Annotated in this window: 19 protein-coding genes and 1 pseudogene; 11 read left to right on the top strand and 9 right to left on the bottom strand. The window is 60.7% G+C overall.

What is annotated here, in order from left to right; genetic code table 11:
* Positions 1–210: 210 nt before the first annotated feature.
* Positions 211–918: a helix-turn-helix transcriptional regulator gene (locus tag ACMVPR_RS16390; protein ID WP_416883749.1), complete on the bottom strand. Its 708-nt coding sequence runs from the start codon at positions 916–918 to the stop codon at positions 211–213.
* Positions 919–1017: 99 nt separating this feature from the next.
* On the opposite strand from ACMVPR_RS16390, the gene ACMVPR_RS16385 reads away from it, so the two are divergent.
* Positions 1018–1740: a glutathione S-transferase family protein gene (locus tag ACMVPR_RS16385; protein ID WP_416883748.1), complete on the top strand. Its 723-nt coding sequence runs from the start codon at positions 1018–1020 to the stop codon at positions 1738–1740.
* Here ACMVPR_RS16385 and rnr read toward each other — a convergent pair.
* Genes rnr through dapE form a run of 3 tightly spaced genes read right to left on the bottom strand, consistent with a single transcriptional unit; the run spans position 1715 to position 5625 of the window.
* Positions 1715–4003: a ribonuclease R gene (gene rnr / locus ACMVPR_RS16380; RefSeq protein WP_416883747.1), complete on the bottom strand. Its 2289-nt coding sequence runs from the start codon at positions 4001–4003 to the stop codon at positions 1715–1717. The genes ACMVPR_RS16385 and rnr overlap by 26 nt on opposite strands.
* 48 nt (positions 4004–4051) lie before the next feature.
* Positions 4052–4480, bottom strand: coding sequence for a GNAT family N-acetyltransferase (locus ACMVPR_RS16375; RefSeq protein WP_416883746.1), 429 nt, complete (start codon positions 4478–4480; stop codon positions 4052–4054).
* Positions 4477–5625 (bottom strand): succinyl-diaminopimelate desuccinylase, encoded by a 1149-nt coding sequence (gene dapE / locus ACMVPR_RS16370; protein ID WP_416883745.1) that lies wholly within the window; start codon positions 5623–5625, stop codon positions 4477–4479. Before dapE ends, ACMVPR_RS16375 begins: the two co-directional genes overlap by 4 nt.
* Positions 5626–5949: 324 nt before the next feature.
* Between dapE and ACMVPR_RS16365 the strand changes: the two genes are divergently transcribed.
* Positions 5950–8547: a Hint domain-containing protein gene (locus ACMVPR_RS16365; RefSeq protein ID WP_416883744.1), complete on the top strand. Its 2598-nt coding sequence runs from the start codon at positions 5950–5952 to the stop codon at positions 8545–8547.
* On the opposite strand, the gene ACMVPR_RS16360 is transcribed toward ACMVPR_RS16365, so the two are convergent.
* Positions 8544–8894: a hypothetical protein gene (locus ACMVPR_RS16360; protein ID WP_416883743.1), complete on the bottom strand. Its 351-nt coding sequence runs from the start codon at positions 8892–8894 to the stop codon at positions 8544–8546. The two genes, ACMVPR_RS16365 and ACMVPR_RS16360, sit on opposite strands and share 4 nt — an antisense overlap.
* 113 nt (positions 8895–9007) lie before the next feature.
* Here ACMVPR_RS16360 and ACMVPR_RS16355 point away from each other — a divergent pair, with 113 nt between their 5' ends.
* Positions 9008–9403, top strand: a complete 396-nt coding sequence (locus ACMVPR_RS16355; RefSeq protein WP_416883742.1) for a rhodanese-like domain-containing protein — start codon at positions 9008–9010, stop codon at positions 9401–9403.
* Positions 9404–9430: 27 nt separating this feature from the next.
* On the opposite strand, the gene dapD is transcribed toward ACMVPR_RS16355, so the two are convergent.
* Positions 9431–10258, bottom strand: a complete 828-nt coding sequence (gene dapD, locus ACMVPR_RS16350; RefSeq protein WP_292264356.1) for a 2,3,4,5-tetrahydropyridine-2,6-dicarboxylate N-succinyltransferase — start codon at positions 10256–10258, stop codon at positions 9431–9433.
* Between the two features lie 193 nt (positions 10259–10451).
* Between dapD and ACMVPR_RS16345 the strand changes: the two genes are divergently transcribed.
* Entirely contained in the window at positions 10452–11525 is a 1074-nt protein-coding gene (locus tag ACMVPR_RS16345; protein ID WP_416883741.1) for a hypothetical protein, read from the top strand.
* Positions 11526–11538: 13 nt separating this feature from the next.
* Here ACMVPR_RS16345 and ACMVPR_RS16340 read toward each other — a convergent pair.
* A pseudogene (locus ACMVPR_RS16340) lies at positions 11539–12456 on the bottom strand (threonine/serine dehydratase); the annotation flags it as partial.
* A gap of 78 nt (positions 12457–12534) precedes the next feature.
* On the opposite strand from ACMVPR_RS16340, the gene ACMVPR_RS16335 reads away from it, so the two are divergent.
* Positions 12535–13377 carry a TIGR00730 family Rossman fold protein gene (locus tag ACMVPR_RS16335; protein WP_292264358.1) on the top strand — a complete coding sequence of 281 codons (843 nt, stop codon included), beginning with the start codon at positions 12535–12537 and terminating at the stop codon, positions 13375–13377.
* On the opposite strand, the gene ACMVPR_RS16330 is transcribed toward ACMVPR_RS16335, so the two are convergent.
* The gene (locus tag ACMVPR_RS16330; protein WP_416883740.1) at positions 13325–15388 is read right to left on the bottom strand and encodes a hypothetical protein; all 2064 of its coding nucleotides are present in this window, start codon (positions 15386–15388) and stop codon (positions 13325–13327) included. The genes ACMVPR_RS16335 and ACMVPR_RS16330 overlap by 53 nt on opposite strands.
* A 240-nt stretch (positions 15389–15628) precedes the next feature.
* On the opposite strand from ACMVPR_RS16330, the gene ACMVPR_RS16325 reads away from it, so the two are divergent.
* From ACMVPR_RS16325 to ACMVPR_RS16315, 3 genes are all read left to right on the top strand, one after another.
* Positions 15629–16651, top strand: coding sequence for an aspartate-semialdehyde dehydrogenase (locus ACMVPR_RS16325; RefSeq protein WP_416883739.1), 1023 nt, complete (start codon positions 15629–15631; stop codon positions 16649–16651).
* A 207-nt stretch (positions 16652–16858) separates the two neighbouring features.
* Positions 16859–17623: an alpha/beta fold hydrolase gene (locus ACMVPR_RS16320; protein ID WP_416883738.1), complete on the top strand. Its 765-nt coding sequence runs from the start codon at positions 16859–16861 to the stop codon at positions 17621–17623.
* 200 nt (positions 17624–17823) lie between these two features.
* Positions 17824–18150, top strand: coding sequence for a hypothetical protein (locus ACMVPR_RS16315; RefSeq protein ID WP_416883737.1), 327 nt, complete (start codon positions 17824–17826; stop codon positions 18148–18150).
* On the opposite strand, the gene ACMVPR_RS16310 is transcribed toward ACMVPR_RS16315, so the two are convergent.
* Complete coding sequence (locus ACMVPR_RS16310; RefSeq protein ID WP_416883736.1) at positions 18151–18801, bottom strand: carbonic anhydrase; 651 nt, start codon at positions 18799–18801, stop codon at positions 18151–18153. It lies immediately after the preceding gene.
* Positions 18802–18946: 145 nt separating this feature from the next.
* On the opposite strand from ACMVPR_RS16310, the gene ACMVPR_RS16305 reads away from it, so the two are divergent.
* The 3 genes from ACMVPR_RS16305 to ACMVPR_RS16295 are packed head-to-tail and all read left to right on the top strand — an operon-like array spanning position 18947 to position 21638.
* Complete coding sequence (locus ACMVPR_RS16305) at positions 18947–19330, top strand: hypothetical protein (protein WP_416883735.1); 384 nt, start codon at positions 18947–18949, stop codon at positions 19328–19330.
* Between the two features lie 59 nt (positions 19331–19389).
* Positions 19390–20775, top strand: coding sequence for a leucyl aminopeptidase family protein (locus ACMVPR_RS16300; RefSeq protein WP_416883734.1), 1386 nt, complete (start codon positions 19390–19392; stop codon positions 20773–20775).
* The gene (locus ACMVPR_RS16295; protein ID WP_416883733.1) at positions 20772–21638 is read left to right on the top strand and encodes an NlpC/P60 family protein; all 867 of its coding nucleotides are present in this window, start codon (positions 20772–20774) and stop codon (positions 21636–21638) included. The genes ACMVPR_RS16300 and ACMVPR_RS16295 overlap by 4 nt, the downstream gene beginning before the upstream one ends.
* The last annotated feature ends 14 nt before the right edge of the window (positions 21639–21652 follow it).

Below are 21652 nucleotides of genomic sequence, written 5' to 3'. Positions count from 1 at the left end.
TGTTCCGGCGCCGCGGCTGACTTCGCTGTCGGCGGAGGATCGGCTGACGGGACGGGTGGTTTCGTCGCCCGTCTGTGCCGGGGCAATGGACCCCGTCAGTGTCAATACCGAGGAGATCACCAGATACCGCATGTCTTCAACCTCTGCTGCTCGTGTCCGTTTGCCGGACTTTTCTCAACCCTAGCGCGACTCGGGCTTTTTGCGAAGGGATCAAAAGCGCACCAAGCGGTCTCCTGCCGCTTCATTCAGATTGTCGAGGTAGGTCTTGAGCAACGGCACCCGTCCTGGGCGGAACGAACGGTCGGTCACGTGCAGGTCTGACATGCGATCCAACCGGAATGCCCGGTAATCATCGCGTGTGAGGCACCACGCCAGCAGACAATGCGATTGATCGAACAACATGATGCTCAGCGGTTTCACCTCGCGTTGGGTGGATGCGCCGTTTTTGTCAGTATAGGCAAAGCCGACGATCCGCTCGTCCCAACAGGCCTCGCGCAAAGTGCCTGAATCAATTGCCGGCAGGGCAGGCGGATGGAACCGGTGCGCCACCAGAACCGAATGGCGCAGCCGGTGCGCCTGCCGCTCTGGCAGTCGCGCGCGCAGCTTGGTCAGGGCGCTCCGGGCCGCGTCGGCCAGTGCCGGGTCACCCACAGCGGCCACCTCGCGGAGCCCGAGCACAAGCGCTTCCAGTTCGTCATCCTTGAAACCGAGCGGAGGCAGATGCGCGTCTTCGATCAGGGTGTAGCCAAACCCCGCTTCCCCGTCGATCACGGCGCCAAGTTCGCGCAGCGTGTCGATGTCGCGGTAGAGCGTCCGCGGGGACACGCTGGTCGCATCAGCCAACTGCGCCGCTGTCACAGGGGCGGGCAGATTGCGCAGGGCTTGCATCAATTGGAACAGGCGATGGGTGCGGCTCATATCCCGAGCTTTCTACTATGCCAAACTTTCTACAGCATGCTGACAAAAACTGACAGTGTGCCGCGCTACTTCTGAAGCAGCACTGACTTGGAGACACACATGCTCACACTCATCACCTATCCAGAAGGCTTTGACGAACCCAGCCTCAGCCCGTTCTGCGTCAAGTCCATGATCCAGTTGGACATGTCGGGCGAAGACTGGCGGCCCGAATACGCAAACACGCCCTCAGAGGCCCCGATTGGCCGTTTGCCTGCTCTGCGCACACCGGAAGGCGTGATACCGGAAAGCGGGTTCATCCAGACCTATCTGGAAAAGCGCGGTGCGGATTTCTATCCCGGACTGTCGTCCAAGGACCGGGTGCTGGGTCATGCCCTGATCCGCATGATCGAGGAACATTTGCGCGTCGCAGTGGCGCATGATCGGTGGTTGGATGATCGCTGCTGGGCCAAGCTGGTGCCCGTTGCCTTTGGCAGTATTCCGTCTCCGATGCGCCCCTTCATCGCCAATATAGTCCGGCGGCAGGTGCGGAATGGCCTGAAAGGGCAGGGTTTTGCCCGAATGACAGAGGACCAGCGCATGCAATGCGTGACCCCGGACCTTGACTGTCTGACCGACCTGCTTTGGGACAAAAGCTTCCTGCTGGCCGATCATCCGACAGCCCCCGACACAATTGCGGTGCCGGTGCTCAGCATGTTGGCCGGGTTGCCCGCAGATACCGCGATCCGTCGCGCTGTGCGGGGCAATGAAACGCTGATGGGGTATATCCAGCGCGGACGCGCTGCACTCTATCCGAAATTCACCCGTTCCGCCGCTGCCGCGTGACCTTGCGTTTGGTCTTGGCGTCTTTCTTCTTCGCCTTGGCCACTTTGCGTTTCGGCCCACCCTTGCCCTTGGGGCGTGTTCGGTGCCCCATGCGGCCCTTGCCTGACCCGCCGGGCAGTTCGGCATTCTGCAATGTCAGCAGCTCCAAAGCGATGCCCCCGGTCACGGGCGCTGCTTCGACCAGTTTGACAGTCACGCGCTGGCCAAGGCCGATCATCACGCCGGTGTCGGACCCCATCAGCGTTCCGGCATCGGCGTCGAAATGGAAGTATTCGCTGCCCAGGGACCGGATCGGGATCAAACCATCGGCCCCGGTTTCGTCCAGCTTCACGAAGACGCCAAAGCGCGCGATGCCGCTGATCCGCCCGGCGAATTCCGCGCCGATGCGATCAGACAGGAAGGCCGCGAGATAGCGGTCCGTGGTGTCGCGTTCGGCCATCATGGACCGACGCTCCGTGTCGCTGATGTGCTGCGCGGTGGCTTCCAGTCGCTCGATATCCTCGGGCGTCAGGCCGTCATCGCCCCAGCCATGCGCCTTGATCAGGGCGCGGTGCACGATCAGGTCGGAATAGCGCCGGATGGGCGATGTGAAATGCGCGTAGTTCTGAAGCGCGAGGCCGAAATGCCCGAAATTCTCGGGGTTGTAATAGGCCTGCGTCATGGACCGCAGCGTGGCGAGGTTGATCATTTCCGCCTCGTCCGATCCAGCGGCGTCATGCAGCAGGCGGTTGAGTTGCGAGGTCTTGAGCACCTGGCCCTTGGCCAGCGTCAGCCCCGCCGCCTCGGCGGTTTCACGCAAGCTTTCCATCTTCTCGGGCGGCGGTTCTTCGTGCACGCGGAAGAGAAGCGGCGTGCGTTTGGCGATCAGGGTTTCGGCAGCGCAGACATTGGCGAGCACCATGAATTCTTCGATCAGTCGGTGTGCGTCGAGCCGTTCTGCAAAGTTGACCGACTGCACTGTGCCATCCTCGGCCAGAACGATCTTGCGTTCGGGCAGGTCGAGGTCGAGCGGCTGACGCCGGTTCCGCGCCTCGCGCAGCGCGGCATAGGCGGCGTAAAGCGGGCGGATCACGTCGTCCATCAAGGGCGCCGTCTTGTCGTTCGGTGTGCCGTCCATCGCGTCTTGCACAGTGCGATAATCGAGCGACGCGACCGACCGCATCAGCCCGCGCTGAAAGCTGTGGCTGAGCTTGTTGCCATGCGCGTCGATCACCATGCGCACCGCAACACAAGCCCGCGGCACCCCTTCGTGCAGCGAACACAGATCGCCAGACAGACGGTCGGGCAACATCGGCACCACGCGGTCTGGGAAATAGCTGGAATTGCCGCGCTTGCGCGCCTCTTGGTCGAGCGCAGATCCAGAGGTCACGTAATGCGCCACATCCGCGATGGCGACCCAGATCACGTGGCCGCCCTCGTTCTTCGGATCATCGTCTGGATAGGCGAGGCAGGCATCGTCGCGGTCGCGTGCATCTATCGGATCGATGGTGATCAGCGGCATGTCCCGCATGTCGGTCCGACCCGAAAGGCCAGCCGGTTTCATCGCGTCCGCCTCGACGATCACATCGTCGGGGAAACTGTCGGGGATGCCGTGCTGGTGAATCGCGATCAGCGACACCGCGCGCGGTGCGCTTGGGTCACCCAGCCGTTCGATGATCCGCGCGCGCGGCAGGCCCATGCGGCCCGCTGGCCCGGCCTGTTCCGCCTCGACCAATTCGCCATCCTTGGCCCCGCCCGTCGCGTCTGGCGCAACCATCCATTCCTTGTCCGACCCTTTGTCGATCGGCTTGATCCGCCCGCCTTCCGAGGATTTGGCAAAGATGCCCACAACCTTGCGCGGGTTCGAGCCGATGCGGCGGATGAGCCGCGCCTCGTAATTGTGGTCTTCTTCATGCACCACCTGCAGGCGCGCAAGGATGCGGTCCCCTTCGCCCAAAGCCGGGTCCGAGGCGCGCGGGATCACGAGGATGATCGGTTCTACCCCTTCGCCGTGCCATTCCAACGCACGGGCATAGAGATCGCCGTCCGGCGTCGGTGCCTTCACCTGCAACACGCTCACGGGCGGCAAACGATCCGGGTCGCGGTAGGTCTTCTTGCGCTTTTCAAGATGACCTTCGGCCTCCAGCTCTTTCAGCAGGCGCTTGAGGTCGATCCGCGCGGCACCTTTGATGCCAAAAGCCTTGGCAATGTCGCGTTTCGCGGTGAGGGTCGGGTTGGCGGCGATCCAGTCGAGGATGTCCGCCTTGCTCGGCAGTTTGCTCATGTGCATCAGGTAGCACGGGCAATCTGGCGCGTCATGGCGAAAGTCGCGTCAGGTGTCGAAGCGCAGCTCCATCATCCGATGGTCGATCCCTGCATCGTCGAACACTGCACCATAGGCGGTGAAGCCCAGCTTTTCATAGAACCCCAAAGCGTCGATCTGCGCACCAAGGGCGGCGCGGGCGATGCCGGGCATGTCGCGCAGGATTTCCAGAGTCTCGCACATCAGGGTTGAGCCAATCCCGTTGTGGCGACGATCACGCAAAACACAGACGCGCCCAATCTTGCCAGTGTCGCCGTTGATTACGATCCGGGCCGCGCCAACCGGCGAGCCGTTGTCTGTTGCCAGCAAGTGGATCGCAGTGGCGTCAAGTTCGTCACGCTCCAACTCGACAGGAACTTTCTGCTCCTGAACGAACACGTCGTACCGAACCGCATAACAGTCGGTCGGGTCCGCGACCCTCGAGACGGTCACGGTCATTGTGCAAAATAGTCCTGAAGGATGCGGGTGTAGATCGCCTTAAGCTGGTGAATCTGCGCCACCTCGACCCGTTCATCGACCGCGTGCATGGTTTTGCCGACAAGGCCGAATTCGACCACCGGGCAGTGGTTCTTGACGAACCGCGCGTCCGAAGTACCGCCGGTCGTGGACAGCTCTGGCGCTACGCCGGTTTCCGCCGCAACGGCCTTGGCCACCAGATCGGACAGAGGCCCCGGCGGGGTCAGGAACGCTTCGCCAGAGATCTTGATCTTCACCTCGGTCTTGGTGCCGAATTCGGCATCCACCTTGGCCGCCTCGTCGCGCAGCCAGTAGGACAGGCCCTCACCCGTATGGATGTCATTGAACCGGATGTTGATGCAGGCGCGTGTCTCGGCGGGGATCACGTTGGTTGCCGCATTGCCTGTGTCGATGGTCACCACCGCCAGTGTCGACGCATCGAAATGGTCGGTGCCCTGATCCAACTCGTGCGAGGCCAGCCGGTCCATCAGACGCGCGATGGCGGGCATCGGGTTTAGGGCGCGGTGCGGATAGGCGGAATGGCCCTGTTTGCCAGTCACCGTGAACCACGCATTCATCGACCCGCGTCGCCCGATTTTCATCATCTGACCCATGTGATCCGGGCTGGTGGGTTCGCCGACCAGACACACGCTCATCTGCTCATCATGGGTTTCCATCCAGTCGAGCAACGCCATCGTGCCGTCAATCGCATCGCCCTCCTCGTCGCCTGTAATGGTCAGGATCACCGCGCCGTCCGGGGGTGTGTCGCGGACGAAATCCACCGCAGCGGCAGCAAAGGCAGCGACGCCCGATTTCATGTCGGTGGACCCGCGCCCGTACAGCATTCCGTCTTTGATCTCGGCCCCGAAGGGCGGCATCGTCCACGCGTCCGGATTGCCCAGCGGCACGACATCGGTGTGCCCGTTGAAGCCAAACGTCCGGGCATGGCCCTTGTCGCCCCAACGGGCAAACAGGTTGGACACCCCACCCCGATCGACGCGGGTGCATGTGAACCCGGCACCCTCCAGCAAATCTTGCAGCAAGACCAGCGCGCCACCTTCTTCGGGCGTTACCGAGGGGCAGCGCACAAGCGCTGCGGTCAGGTCTACGGGATCGGTCGGTGTCATCGGATTTGCCCTCTGTTCAGTGCCTGACCTTGGCTAACGTCAACTGCCGGCAGAGGCAAATGTGACGAAAAGGACTCAATTGCCGCCTGTCCTTTTGGTGTCGACGCTATCGAAAGGATGACACATCACTCTCTTTCGTATTAGCTATTGAGCAACAAAGATAAAAATGGCTCGAGGCAGAGCAGCAGTCAGTCCACGGGGTCGGCACGGTGAAAACATCGGTCGATCAGTCATCCGTGTCTGGAACATGCCTTGGGTCTCATCGAGGCAAAAATGGCAACAGGCGCCGAGCTTACATACAATACAGGTGCCAGCGCGCTTGCGATGGCAAACGCAATCTTTGGATCGGGCGCAACAGTTGTGGGCGCCAGCTACAGCGGTGACAGTCGGTCTTCCGCGATCTACAGCAATGGCGATGCATTGGCACCGGGTGTCACACCGTCGGATTCTGGCGTCATCCTGTCGACTGGACAGGTCAGGGCGTTCACACAAAGCGGGGGTGATCCTAACCGCAGCGGTTCCACAACAACGAGCAGCGGCGGCCAGAACAACAACCCGGATTTCAACGCGGCCGCCGGGACCAACACATACGACGCCAGTTACCTCGACATCGACTTCATCCCCGAAAATGACGTTATGACGATGCGCTTCGTCTTTTCGTCCGAGGAATACCCGGAATTCACGAACTCCATCTATCAGGATTTCGTCGGCGTTTGGATCAACGGTCAACAGGTCGACATCGTTGCCGGCGACGGGGATGTTGACCCGGCGAACCTCAACACGACCGCGAACGTCAACCTGTTCAAGGACAACACGGGCGACGACTACAACACCGAAATGGACGGGTTTACCGTTACCCTGACGATGACAATGCTGGTCAATCCCGGCGAGGTGAATTCGATCCGCATCGGGATCGCCGATGTGGGCGATGCGAACTACGACTCGAACCTTTTGATCGCCGCGGACTCGGTTCAGACCGAACTTGTTGCACGGTCCGACATCGTCAGCATGTTCACGAACCGGACCAAGGTTCTCGACGTACTCGACAATGACATCAACCTGACCGGCGGTGTGATGTTCATTACGCATATCAATGGCATCGCCGTCAGCGCGGGTGACAGCGTCACGCTGGGCACCGGTCAGGTCGTCACGCTGAACGCTGATGGCACGCTGTCGGTGACCTCGGATGGCGATTTCGAAACTGTCAACTTCACCTATGATGTCGCAAGCAGCACTGGTGAAATCGACACCGGTTTTGTCACGATCGCAACGGTGCCCTGTTTCGTGGCAGGCACGCTGATCGAAACAGAGCTTGGTCCCCGTCGTGTCGAAGACCTGCGCCCGGATGATCTGGTCTGGACGATGGATCACGGCTTGCAACCGCTGCGCTGGAGCGGCCAGCGCACTGTCGCGGCCGTTGGCGCGTTTGCACCTGTGCGTGTGGCGGCAAGAACATTCGGCAACCACGGGGCATTGATGCTGTCGCCCCAGCACCGCATTCTGGTGCGCGATCCTTTGGCGGATCTGGTGTTCGGTACACCCGAAGTGCTTGTCGCCGCCAAGCATCTGGTCAACGGGCGCACCGTACAGACCGTAGAGGGCGGCACCGTCACCTATGTGCATCTGCTGTTCGATCAGCACGAGATCATCCTGTCCAACGGTTTGGCGACCGAAAGCTTCTTGCCCGGCCCTCAAACGCTCGACGCCTTTGAAGAGGACATCATCGAAGAGATCGTGAGTTCTCTTTCCCGAACTCGATCCCGAAACAGGCCAGGGCTATGGCGTTGCAGCCCGCCAGATCCTCAAGAAACACGAAGCGCAGATGTTGTTCGGAGCCGCCGCATGAGTTGGTTTGCGCTTTTGGATTGCGAAAAGCGCGCGCCATGGCTGCGCGAAGAGGTTGAGGACATCCTTGACCGACGACCTCGCGCCTGTGTTCCACAAGGGTCGATCGTTCTGGAAACCCGACTGTCCCCGGATGGACGCCCCCAGACACTTCTCAGCTACAAGCGTGAAGGCACCCAGGTTTGCAGCTTTTCGCTGATGTCCACGCCTCACGGCAGCCTTGTCCTGGTCATTGCCCAAGGCGAAGACGTGGTACACGAGGTGGTTGAACGCGGTCGCGAGGCGCGGACCGATACGTTGCAGGTGACGATCAGCTGGGACGTAGAAAAACAACTCGGGCGCATGGTCGTCGCACGCCCTGAAACCGAACATGTCCTGATCCGGCACTTCGTCATGAAACGCGCCCCGTTGCTGGCCGACCTCGTCGCACTGGCCCACCCCAAGGGCCTGACAGACATCGACCCAGATGTGATTTTCGTGGCGTTGTCGACGGACATTGAACCCGTCGGCCCCATGCCGACGCTGGCGCCATCTGTCCCCATCGAAACGGCGCAAGGTGTGCGTCTGGCCATGACGCTGCAACAGGGCGACGTGGTGCGTTCGGCAAATGGCAAGCTGGTTCCGGTGCTGCATGCTGTATCGCGCACTGTCCCGGCGCTGGGCTCGTTCCGTCCGGTGCGCTTGCGGGCGCCCTATTTCGGGCTGACGCAGGATGTGGTGGTGTCGCGGCACCAGCGTCTCTTGGTCAGCGGTCCCGAGGTCGAATACCTGTTTGGCCGCGAACAAGTGCTGATCCCCGCCTCCGCTCTGGTCAATGGCTATGCTGGTCACTTCGAACCGGCTCCGCGCTTTGTCACCTATCATCAGGTGCTCTTGCCGCATCATGACGCGGTTCGAATTCCGGATGCCGCCTTGGAAACCCTCTATATCGGTCGGATGCGCCGCGACAAGGCGCTGCTCTCGGCTTCGGTGCTCAGCGACCTGTCCCGCGCGATTCTGCCCGAGCATCACCGCGCCGGGTATCAGGTGCTGCGCGCCTTCGAGGCGATCACACTGGCTGAGGCACGCGCCGCCTAATCGCGGTCTTCATCGCCGAAAAAGGGCGTGACCTGCGCGACGATCACCGCGTTTTCGTCCAGCGCCTTTTGCATCAGTTCGATCTCGTCGGGTTCGATCTCGTGGCCCTGTTCCTTGCGCTCTTCCAGCGTGCCGTAGCCTGTCACATCCAGCGGCGCCATGTCCGCCTGTTTCAGGATCGCCACGGTTTCGCGCACCGCTTCGGCTTCGTCGACGCCGGACGCGTAGCACATCAGCGCCGCCCCCGTGGCCCCTTTGGGCAGGCCATCGCCAGACTTGCGACCGACCTCGACCACAAGGGTGTAAACCGCATGCGGTTTTTTGGGTTTCTTTGGGGTATCGCTCATTCTGCGGCCTGTCTGATCAATGTGCCCCGCATCTGCCATGAAACCCGCTGCGCGTCGAGGGTTGTTGCCGCGCCATTGCTGGTCATACTGCCGGGCAAACAGGGAGGGACGATATGAAATCGGTCAAAGACATGGTGGCAGCCGCGAACGAAGTGGTCGATCACGCGCCTGCATCCGAGATGATGGAGCTGCACGGCCAAGACGGGGTGACTTTTGTCGATCTGCGCGATCCGCGCGAGTTGGAACGTGAAGGCATGATCCCAGGTGCGTTCCACTGCCCGCGCGGCATGCTGGAATTCTGGATCGACCCGGACAGCCCCTACGCCAAACCGCAGTTCCAGACCGGCAATCGGTTCGTGTTTTATTGCGCGTCAGGCTGGCGATCCGCCCTCTCTGCGAAAGTCGCGCAGGAGATGGGGCTTGAGAATGTCAGCCACATCACCGACGGGTTCGGGGGCTGGAAAAAGGCGGGCGGCCCTGTTGGTGAGAAGCCCGCCAAGACAACGTAGGGTGCGTGCTGGCACGCACCGCCAGGTTCAATCGCGCAGCAGCTCGTTGATGCCGGTCTTGGACCGCGTCCGCTCGTCCACCCGCTTCACGATCACTGCACAATAGAGGTTGATGCCGTTCTTCGACGGCATCGACCCGGCCACCACGACCGAGTAGGGCGGCACTTCGCCATACATCACTTCGCCGGTTTCGCGGTCGACGATCTTGGTCGACTGGCCGATGAAGACGCCCATGCCCAGAACCGAACCTTCGCGCACGATGCAGCCCTCGACCACTTCGGAACGGGCACCGATAAAGCAGTTGTCTTCGATGATGGTCGGACCGGCCTGCATCGGCTCCAGCACGCCGCCAATACCCACGCCACCCGACAGATGCACGTTCTTTCCGATCTGCGCGCAGGATCCCACGGTCGCCCATGTGTCGACCATGGTTCCCGAGTCAACATAGGCCCCAAGGTTCACGAAAGACGGCATCAGCACCACACCCGGCGCGATATAGGCCGACTTGCGCACCACACAGTTCGGCACCGCGCGGAAGCCTGCCGTGCGCCACTCGGTGTCGCCCCAACCCTTGAACTTGCTGTCGACCTTGTCCCACCAGCCGCCGCCCTGCGGGCCGCCGTCCTGCTGTTCCATGTCCTTGATGCGGAAGCCAAGCAGCACGGCCTTCTTGGCCCACTGGTTCACATGCCAGCTGCCATCCTCCTGCTTTTCAGCAACCCGCAGAGACCCGCTGTCCAGCGCGTTCAGCGTGTCCTCGATCGCTTCGCGGGTTTCCCCGCCGGTGGACGGTGTGATCGTATCGCGCGCGTCCCACGCGGCTTCGATGGCTGTTTCCAGGCTGGTGATGTCCATGATGGCCTCCTCGCTGTTCGGTCGATGCTCCTTACGCAATCGCAGGGCTGGGGGCAACGACGCGTTTTGATCAGCCGAAGTACGGCTCAGCACGACAGTTTGAGGACAAGAAAGAGTTGCGCTGTTCTAAAGCCGCGATAATCTGATTTCATATTTTTCAGATATTTTGAATGACCATTTTGGGGGAAAAATCATGAGTATGGTGCATCTGACCTGTTCCGTCGGCTTGGGCGGCGTGAATCTTCCCACCGACCTTAAGGAAGTCCGCTTCCTTCTCGATTTGCATATTTTCGGCAATTCCAAGTTTCGCGAGCATTGTGGCGCAGCGGGACTCCTGGCCGCGGATGGCATGTCTCTGATGCCAGACCCCGATCCGGCCTCCGCCGCCATCACCGGCAGCGCGGTAGCGCAGTTTCAGAACAAGGTCATGTGGTGGGTGCTTGAACGATGCGACGGACGGGTCGATACCAAGGGCAATACGTGGACGGCGCTGACGGGTGCCGTGGGTCCGGGCAACATCAATCCTGTCGATTCCGGTCCGGTTATGAATCCAATTAAGGACGCATTGGGCAATGCCGCCTTCCAGCCGTATAATCAGGGCGCCTATGAATCGGAAAAGCTGGGCTACCAACGCGACGGCAAGGATGTATCCATCGCGCAGGAGGGCTGTTTCCTGTGTGTGCTGACCATGGCGGCAACGGGCATTGGCCGTCCTACATCGTCTTGGCCCAAAGGCATACTCGCCAAGGATCTCACACCGATCCACGCCAACAAGATCGCCAAGGACAACAACTGCTATTCCAAAGATGGTCTGAACCCGTTCACCCTTGCACCACTGCTCGGTATGAGCATCGAACGATTTGGGGCCGGTCAATGGGACAAACCTTTGCCCGCCAACCCGACCGACCACGCCGAAGGACATATCGCGGCAGGCGGCGTCGTTGCGGCGCATGTCGATTACAAGGACAAACATTCCGACAAGTCGCTTGGCGATCACTGGGTATTGGTGACAAACAAGGCCTCTGGATCAGGTCTGCATCACTTCGACGCCATTGATCCGTCGGGTGGTGTCTGGATGGGCATGAGCAAGAACAGCGCTGCATGTATGCGCGATACGGATCTGTTGACAGAGTGGCTTGCCGATCCGTCAAAAGACTATCACCGAGCCTATCTGTTCGGCATCCCTTCGCCAAAGTCCACCGTCGAGCGGCAGGGGTTTCAGAGCAATTACCGAATGGTGCGGTACTGCCTGCTGTCATCCTGCTGACAGGTGCTGCGGTTCACCGAAGTGCAATCTCCGGCTCTGGCGCGATGTTCCCACCACAGACCAGAACCGCAACGCGTTCGCTGGGCGCCGGAACGTAAGCCCCTGACATCAGCGCGGCGAGAGCGGTTGCCCCTGCCGGTTCAACCAATTGACGATGCGCGTGCCAAAGGGCCTTTTGCGCCTCGATGATCGCGCCATCAGGAACACGCACGCTTTCGACACCGCCATCCTTGGCCAGATCAAAACAGATGCGTCCGATCCGCCGCGCACCCAGCGCATTCGCCGCGACACCCGACACCGCAACATCGACCGGCGCGCCCGCCTCAAGCGCCGCGTGCAGCGCGCACGAGGTCATCGGCTCGACCGCGACAACCTTGCGTCTGCCGCCCAGCCACGCCAGCGCTCCGGCAATCAGCCCTCCGCCCCCCACCGCAATCAGCACAGTGTCCGCATCCAGACCTTGCCGTTCCCATTCGGACATCACCGTGCCCTGACCAGAGACGGTCAGCGGTGCGTCATAGGCGTGGATCTGCATCGCGCCGCTTTCCGATGCTTCGCGTTCGGCCAGTTCAAGCGCGTTAGCATATTCACCAGGCACAACAGTCAGTTCGGCCCCCGTGCGCTGGATCAACCCGATCTTGGCCGGACCTGCGATCTCGGGCACAAAAATCCGCGCCCTGTGCCCCAACTGGCTGGCCGCAAACGCCACCGCTGCGCCGTGATTGCCCCCGGATGCGGCCACCACACCGGCTTCCGGCACATCCGCCGCCAGCAGCGTATTGAACGCACCCCGGCATTTGAAACTGCCGGTATGCTGCATCTGCTCGAGCTTGAGCGCGATGTCCCGGCCGAAGGCCGCACTGCGCAGCACGGGCGTTTCCACGATATGGCCGGTGATCCGCGCTTCTGCCGCTTTGATGTCGTCCTGCCATTGCTTGGCGTCGCCTCTCTGGTCACTTTGAGCCGGACGCTATAGGTCTGACAGCAGGCGAACAAGGAAGTGATCCACATGAAAGACCATCGCAACAGCCCGTTTCGTGATGCTGGCCTTGACCGCAGCGCGGCCCGGCATGTGCCGGACACGGCTCAGACGCGTTCCCCGGCGTACAGGCTGGCTTTTGCGGATGATGAATTCCTGTGCCGCGAAGAACTGCGCCCGGTGCGGTTGCAGCTTGAACTTCTCAAGCCGCAGCTGATGCTCGACGAACACCAGATCGAAAGCACGGTCGTTCTGTTTGGAGGGGCCCGCATCCCGCGCCCGGCCGAAGCAGACAAGGCGCGCACCAAAACCTTGGCGGACCTGTCGCATTTCTACGAAGAGGCGCGCAGCTTTGCCCGGCTGATGACCCGCAAATCCATCGACAGCCAAGGCCGCGAATTCGTCGTTGTCACTGGCGGTGGCCCCGGCGTAATGGAGGCCGGAAATCGCGGCGCGGCTGAGGAGGGTGGCAAGTCCATCGGCCTCAACATCGTGCTGCCGCACGAACAGGCCCCGAACGAATACGTCACGCCCGAACTGTGCTTCAACTTCCACTACTTCGCGATCCGCAAGATGCACTTCCTGATGCGCGCCCGTGCGATCTGCGTCTTTCCCGGCGGGTTCGGCACCTTGGACGAGATGTTCGAATCCCTCACCCTGATCCAGACGGGCCGCATGCAGCGCGTGCCGTTCCTGCTGTTTGGCCGGGCTTTCTGGGAGAAGATCATCAATTGGGACGCGTTGGCCGACGCGGGCACGATCAGCCCGGAAGACCTCGATCTGTTCCGCTTTGTCGAAACCGCCGAAGAGGCGGCCGGGATCATCGAGAATTGGGCTCCCGCGCCCGCCCGGTCGGATATTCCCGGTCGCTGACCGCGACCATCCCCGGCGGCATCGAGAACAGCCGAAACCCGACCGGTTCCCACAGCAGCGTCCAAACGCGCTGATCTGTGAAGTAGTGGCTGTGTCCGCCGTCACCGACACAAAGGTCATTGCCCGGCGGGATGCCCGTCGTACCGATCGTCTGACCGACATAGTCCTTTGTCCGGTAAAGATTGTGCCAGACCAAGTCTTCCGAAATGTCCCTGCGCGTCAGCGGATAATTCTCGGGGAAATATTCCTCGTAGATATGCGAAATCGGTGACCCCATCGTGATCAGGCGAATCCGCCTCGGCAGCGTGGGGTCTGTTGCGGCCAACCCCGGCATCAAACGCTGCAAGGATCGCGCGGTGACCACCGTTCCCTGTGAATGGCTGATCACCGTGATCCTGTCGGGGGCCAGCGCGTTCAGCATGAACAGGAACACCCGGTCGAACCGCGCTTCGATCAGCGCACGGCGGGGGTAATTCCCTTCTCGCTGATCCGGGGGCGCTGTCCATTTGCATTCGGCCCGGACCAGATACACGATCACATCCCGCGCCACACCCAGTGCCGCCGCAACCGTTTCGTTGAAATTGTAGATCAACAGCGCCACCCCAAGCGCGATGGTGATCGACAGGGTGCGGAACGGCGCAAAGGGATTGGCGGTCTGCGAGTTTCCAGAGATGTCGCCGCCAAGGATCAGGATCAGGACCAGCGCCACTGGAAAAATCACGAGGATCACCCGCACCCAGATGTTCACGATCACCCGTGCGCCCGCAAAATAGGCCAGCACTGCGGCTGCAATCGTCAACAGCATGAAGGCCACCGAAATCGCCAGCGTTCCCACCGCTTGCTCCATGTGCAGGCACAGAAGACCAAAGGCGGTCTGCCCATCGCTGGTCATCTGGGCAAGGGACGGAGCATCCCCAAGCGACGCAATCAGCGCTGCGCAATTGGCATGTGTGCGGTCGAACTGACCCAGAAGCTGTTGCAAAACGAGCCAGAAGCCCGTCGTGAAGACCGACCAGAACATCAGCATCGCACCACAGACCGACGGATAAATGATGCGCTTGGGCGTGTCTTTGAACCCGACCAGAGACACCACGACCAACAGCGCCGCAAGCACCCAGAGCAGCCCCATCGCGAAGATGTTCACCTCGATGAAACAGGACAGGCTGTCGATCCCGAAATCCTGCGCCACCGGCACCGCATCGCCGAAGGCATCGGGCAGGGCGGCAAAGGCCGCGCAGCCCTTGCTTTGCGACGTAAGCGTGTCAGGCAGGGCCGCGAAAACGGATTGAAACTGTGCCCTCATCGCGTCGGCCGCAAACACGCTCAACGCCAGCAGCAGCGCCGCAAGCCCGGACCAGACCAGCACCCCCTGCCGGAACACGGTCATGAGAAACCGGGGATTCCTCGCACCGATATGTTTCAGATAGGCCCATAGGCCGACACCCAACCCGACATTCGCCACCAGAACCGACAGGTAGCCGACGCCGGGCAGGTAATCATGCCCCAGAACCAGAATCGTGCCCACCAACAGCATCGCATTGATGACCGCGATCCCACCGTAGAACACCCAGTTGAAGAAATGCACCAAGCCCCGGTCGAACAGAGAGGTCTTGGTGTTCTCGACATTGTCCATGGCGACATAGCCAAGGCCGAGAATCAGCTTCAGCAGATCGAGAATCGTTGCGATGGCGCCCTTCGGCGCGGGGGACAGATCTGACCAGTGGACCTCGGCAAAGACGGCGCGTTGCTGGCCATGCCCTGCCGGTTCCAATGTGTGCGTGTGACAGGTGAACACTGGCTGGACCGGGTCGTCGCTGCCTTCTGCGAAGTTCTGTTCCGTGAGCGTAAGATGCGAGGATTGCACCGATATCGGGGCCTCGGCAAGATCAGAGACAGGGCGTGACGGATGCCGGGCAATCGCTCCGGCAACAACTTGATCGACGGTTTCCCCACAGGATTGTTCGCCGATCCCGTGAACCACGAGGATGAGGTGCGTTTCTGAATGTGACATGTGACCAAAAAAGGTTCGTGCTTAAATGCCTATCAGGGTACGCCTCTGGCCGGGTTCCGACAAGAAAATTCGCAAAAACGCTTTCAGCCGCGTCTGAATGGTCTTGGCAATCGCTCGAAAAAGCCTGTGACAATCGCTCTGTGCAACACCCTTTCGCAGACGCAGCAAGTCCTGTAAGAGCCACGCTCAGTCCAGCAGCCGGATACGACAGCGGAGGCTGGCAAGTGAAAGGAGAGCCAAATGGGCTACAGAGTCGTCGTTGCAGGCGCCACCGGTAATGTGGGCCGCGAAATGCTGAACATTCTGGCCGAGCGCCAGTTCCCCGTTGACGAGATCGCCGCGCTTGCGTCGCGCCGGTCGCTTGGCACGGAGGTCAGCTTTGGCGACAAGACGCTGAAGACACAGGATATCGACACGTTTGATTTCACGGGCTGGGACATCGCCCTGTTCGCCATCGGCTCCGACGCGACCAAGAAATACGCGCCGATCTCGGCCAAGGCAGGCTGCGTGGTGATCGACAACTCGTCGCTCTATCGCTACGACCCTGACGTTCCGCTGATCGTGCCGGAATGCAATGCCGATGCGATCCACGGCTATTCCAAGAAGAACATCATCGCCAACCCCAACTGCTCGACTGCGCAGATGGTTGTCGCGCTCAAGCCGCTGCACGACCGCGCCCGCATCAAGCGCGTTGTGGTCAGCACCTACCAGTCCGTGTCCGGCGCGGGCAAGGAAGGCATGGACGAGCTTTGGGACCAGACAAAGGCGGTCTACAATCCGGTGACGGATGTGCCCCCCGCCAAGTTCCAGAAGCAGATCGCCTTCAACGTGATTCCGCAGATCGACGTTTTCATGGAAGACGGGTCGACCAAGGAAGAATGGAAGATGATGGTCGAGACGAAAAAGATCCTCGACCCGTCGATCAAGGTCACGGCCACCTGTGTGCGGGTGCCGGTCTTTGTGGGCCACTCCGAGTCGATCAACATCGAATTCGAAGATCATCTCGACGAAGACGAGGCCCGCGACATCCTGCGCGAAGCGCCGGGGATCATGGTGATCGACAAGCGCGAACCGGGTGGCTACGTGTCGCCGATCGAATGCGTTGGCGACTATGCCACCTTCATCAGCCGCATCCGTCAGGACAGCACCATCGACAATGGCCTGAACCTCTGGTGCGTGTCCGACAACCTGCGCAAGGGCGCTGCCCTGAACGCGGTGCAGATTGCCGAAGTGTTGGGTCGGGAAGTCCTGAAAAAAGGCTGACACCTTCAAAGTTTCGGGGAAAGGCGTCGCAGACATGCGGCGCCTTTTTTCGTGCGTGCATTGCTCCGTGATGCACTGTGACCACCTGTTTCCAAACGAGGCGGTGATCCACGGAATGGTCTTTATTCTCCTTATTGATGCCTAAAAATAGGTCAGTTCGCCCCGTATGCATCCTTAGTTGTGCATAGAAGAAAGCGGGTCGGTATCATGTCTGAAACTGAAATTCCCTTGCTCTTCGAGAAGGGTCCACTGCGGATCAGATATCTCGAAGGTGATGGGCCCGATCTTGTTGTAAGCTTTTCTGGCGTCGGCAAGAAAAGGAACATCGAACCCCCACCCGAATTTCCCGGCATTGCATCGGCTGGCCGTCAGAACCATGTGCTGTTCGTCAGTGACAAGTCGCGAAGTTGGCTCAATGCCGATGGAATGGCCGATCAAATCCTGTGCTGCATCCGGGCAACGGCTGAACATGTGAACGCCGAGCGTGTGATCGCAATCGGCAATTCGATGGGTGGCACCATGGCGTTGCACCTGTCGCGCTTCTTCGACTTCGAACGTGTGATCGCGTTTACCCCGCAATTCTCTGTGTGCTCCGAAGAGGTGCCGGAAGAGGATCGCTGGTTCTACTTCAGAAAGCAGATCAAGACGTTTCATTTTCCGAAAGTCGAGGCTTTGCGGCCCAACGCGACCAAGTATTACATCTTCCACGGCGACGAAAAACGCGAGCTGGCCCATGCTCTGCGGTTTCCAAATGCACCGGGAATTTCGCATTACATCATGCCAGAAACCGACCACAACGTGGCTGCAAAGCTCAAGGATCGCGGCCTCTTGGCCCCGATGGTGCAGAATCTGATCGGTGGACAGCCGCGAAAATTCCGACGCCAAGTGGAAGACCTCGGCGGTATTCCGATCCTTCGGTTCACCCCACCAGCCGCGATTGGTCCAGCGCAAAACTTCGCTGCGATCCACTGATACGCGCGTCCCGTTTTGAACATGTCCCGCGCTGGCGAATACCAGCGCGGGTATTCGCTATGCCTGAACAATGCTCACGGAACCCAACCGTCTGTTGCGAGTTCTTCACACCAAGGAGCGGTTCTTTTGGCTGCCCCATTCTTGCCGCAATTGACTCGCACCCTTTTCGGATGCGTTAGGAAACAGTGAAGGCGCCTCCGATGGCAGTACAATCCGTTCCGTTCTCGACTGAAACAACGTCCGGCATGCCCCTGCCGCTCGACAGTGAAACAGCGATGCTTCTGCGCACTGTTCTCTTGCCGCACTTCGAACGCGCGACAAGCTGGGGTGATCTCTGCGCCCGTCTCGCGGCCAAAGGCTACGAGATCACGTTCCGCAACGGCCATCTTGTTCTTGCGGACGAAAGCGGCAAGCCCGTCTGTACCGGGTCAATGATCGGGTCTCCGCTGGCACGACTGGCCGAACGGCTTGGTCGGCCCAAGCTGCGGACCGATTGCACCGGCGCATGCGCCACTTTGCAGAACTGATCAGACGGGGTGGAAGTCCCGGCTCTTCGGGTCGAAAAATTCCAGACCCCCTTCGCCGATATCGGTCCACAGACCATGTAGCGTCAGCAAATCCTGCTCGACGGCCTCGCGGATGAACGGGAAGGTCATCAGGTTCTCAAGTGAGACGATGACCGATTCCTTTTCAAGCGCGCGAACTTGCCCTTCGGGTGTGTTCATCGCCTTGACCCGCTCATAGCCAGGTCGCAGGATATCCATCCAGCGCCCGACAAAGCTCGATTGTTCCTCAAGATGCGGCGCATTGCCGGAACACATGTCAAGGCAGCCCTGAACCCCACCGCAATTCGAATGTCCGAGCACGATCAGATGGGCGACGTTCAGTGCCGTCACGGCATATTCCACCGCAGCAGATGTGCCGTGGTGGTCGCCATCCGGCTCATAGGGCGGCACAAGGTTCGCGATATTCCGGTGGATAAAGAATTCGCCCTGATCCGCGCCAAAGATGGACGTTACATGCACCCGGCTGTCGCAACAGGAAATCACCATCGCCCGCGGGCGCTGCCCTTCGGTCGCCAGACGTTTGTACCACGCGCGGTTGTCCGAATAGGTTGTGGCTTTCCAGCCTTGGTACCGTTGAATGAGATACGCGGGCAGCGGCTTCGCGGCGTTCATGAAATCCTCCGCCTCTAGGGTCGTCGTTCCCAGCGGGATACGTGGAATTTGAACGGAATTCGAGAGAAAAACCGCAGCGAGCTTACCAATTGGCAAGACTGCTCTGCAAGAGTGCGCGTCGGGTCGGGGTGAGAAAGGATTTAACATGATGCAGAAGATCTCGGTCTTGCATCCGCGCGATACCGCATATTTCGACGAAGAAACGCTGAACGGTCTGAGCCGTGATCTGGGTCAGTCCGTTGCCGAAAACATACTGTGCCGCGCGCTCGAAGACATCGCAGCGCGCTTTGTCCTGATCCGCGACGAATATACGACCGGCAATCATCCTGCCTTGCGCAAGTCGGTTCACGCGATCATCCCGATGGCGGATCAGATCGGTCTGCGGGGTTTGGCTCAGATCGGGCGGGATGTCGTCGCCTGCGTCGACACGGGCGACCCCGTGGCGCTTGCTGCGACGCTGTGCAGGTTCCTGCGCTCGGGTGAAATGGCGATGGCCTACGCCGATATGGGCATCGATCTGTCTCTGTGATTCCACTTGCAGCGCCTGTGCAAGGGCGTACCTTCTCTGCATCGGAGAAGGGGATTTCCATGACTGTCGCACTCGCGCCTGCGGGCACTAAAGCTTTGCCAATCCACGTTCTGGGCACAGAGGATGTCGCCCTCTGGGCGGGGCAGCAAAGCGACCGCATTCGCACCTGGGTCGAAGCCAGCACGTTTAAGGGCAACATCGGAACGGCGTTGATGATCCCCGACGACGCCGGCCACCCCGCGATGGCCTTGGTCGGCTACGGGACGCCCGCTTCGCGCAAACGCGACCGATTTACCCTTGCAGCGGCGCTGTCGAAACTTGCGCCCGGCACCTACCGCATCGAAAGCGGGATCGACGCGGATCACCTTGAGCAGGAATCGCTGGGTTGGCTCTTGGCCAGCTACGGCTTCAACCGGTACAAGGACCACCCGAAAGAGCATCCGTCGCTGGTCACACCCGAAGGCGTCGATGCCGACCGGGTTTCGATCATGGCAGAGGCGGAATTTCTCACCCGCGACCTGATCAACACCCCGGCCTCTGACATGGGCCCGGCAGAGCTTGAATCCGCTGCGCGCGGCTTGGCTGACAAACACAAGGCCAAGATCACGGTCATAACCGGCGACGCGCTGCTCAAGGAAAATTTCCCGATGATCCACACCGTGGGTCGCGCCTCCGATCGCGCACCCCGGCTGATCGACATGTCCTGGGGCAATCGCGGCCCGAAGATCACGCTGGTGGGAAAAGGCGTCTGTTTCGACACAGGTGGCCTGAACCTCAAACCGGGCAGTTCGATGGGCCTCATGAAAAAGGACATGGGCGGCGCAGCCAACGTGCTGGGTCTCGCCCATATGATCATGGCCTCGGGACTTGAGATGCGGCTCCGCGTCCTGATCCCCGCAGTCGAAAATTCCGTCAGCGGCAACAGCTTCCGCCCACAAGACATCCTGACCTCGCGCAAAGGCCTCACGGTTGAGATCAACAACACCGACGCCGAAGGCCGTCTTGTGCTGGCGGATGCGCTGGCCCTCGCCTCCGAAGGCGAACCGAACCTGATCGTGTCGATGGCAACTTTGACGGGCGCGGCCCGTGTTGCCGTGGGCCCAGACCTCGCGCCCTATTACACCGATGACGATGTCGCGGCGACCTCGCTTGATCTTGCCGCGCGGCGTATGGCCGATCCTGTCTGGCGCATGCCCTTCCATGAGCCTTACGAGGCGATGATCGAACCCGGCATCGCGGATCTCGACAACGCGCCCAAGGGCGGGTTCGCGGGCTCCATCACGGCAGCACTTTTCCTGCGTCGCTTCGTCAACGCGCAAGACCGCTACATCCATTTCGACATTTATGGTTGGCAACCCAGCGCCGCTCCGGGAAGACCGAAAGGCGGCGCATTGCAGGGGGCGCGTGCATTGTTCGCAGCCTTGCCGGACATGATGGATCTATGACCGACAGGCGCACGTTCTGGTCTACTGCCACGGCAGACGAGATCGCACAGGTCTGTGCGCAACAGGGTCTGGAACGGGTCGCCCCAGAGGTCAGGCGAATTGCCCGACCTGTCGCTGATCTCTGTGTGTCCCCCAAAGGGGCGCGGGACCGCCAGATGTTGTACGGTCAGAGCTTTACGCTCCATGCCATGTCAAACGAGGGGTGGGCGTTCGGGGAAACAGTGGCAGATCGCTATTCGGGCTGGATCGAGCTGTCGCATTTGAAAAACCAAACGGACGCCGCACCAACCCATCGGATCACCGCAGCAACATCTTATGCGAAATCCACGGAAGGCCTGAAAACACCGGGACAGGTGACGCCCTTATCCATGGGCTCCGAACTGGTGGTTGCGGAAGACACGGACGGATGGTCGCGCGTTGCATCGTCCAATAAAGAGCATGCGCGGGCATGGTTCGTGCCGTCCCTTCACCTTTCCCCGATCAATTCAACAGACCCCGACCCGGTCACCATCGCCGAACGTCTGCTCGGAACGCCCTATCTTTGGGGCGGCAACTCCGCCTTTGGCATAGATTGCTCGGGCCTCGTGCAAATCGCCTGCCATGCCTGCGGCCATGCCTGTCCCGGTGACAGCGATCAGCAGATGGCACAACTTGGCGAAACTCTTGATCCCGGCACACCACCCCAGCGCGGCGATCTGCTGTTCTGGAAAGGCCATGTCGGCTGGGTGTCGGACCCGGCCACGCTGCTGCACGCCAACGCCCATTCCATGTCGGTGACCTATGAACCCCTGCAGGCGGCCATCGCACGGATTGCGGCACAGGGCGATCTGGTCCTGCGCCATGCCCGCTTGACGCTCCGCTGAAAAGGCGTCTAATC

Source organism: Marivita sp., assembly GCF_048006345.1.
GTDB lineage: Bacteria > Pseudomonadota > Alphaproteobacteria > Rhodobacterales > Rhodobacteraceae > Marivita.
Note: the sequence above shows the minus strand (reverse complement) of the source record. Positions and strands in the feature narration are given on the sequence as shown.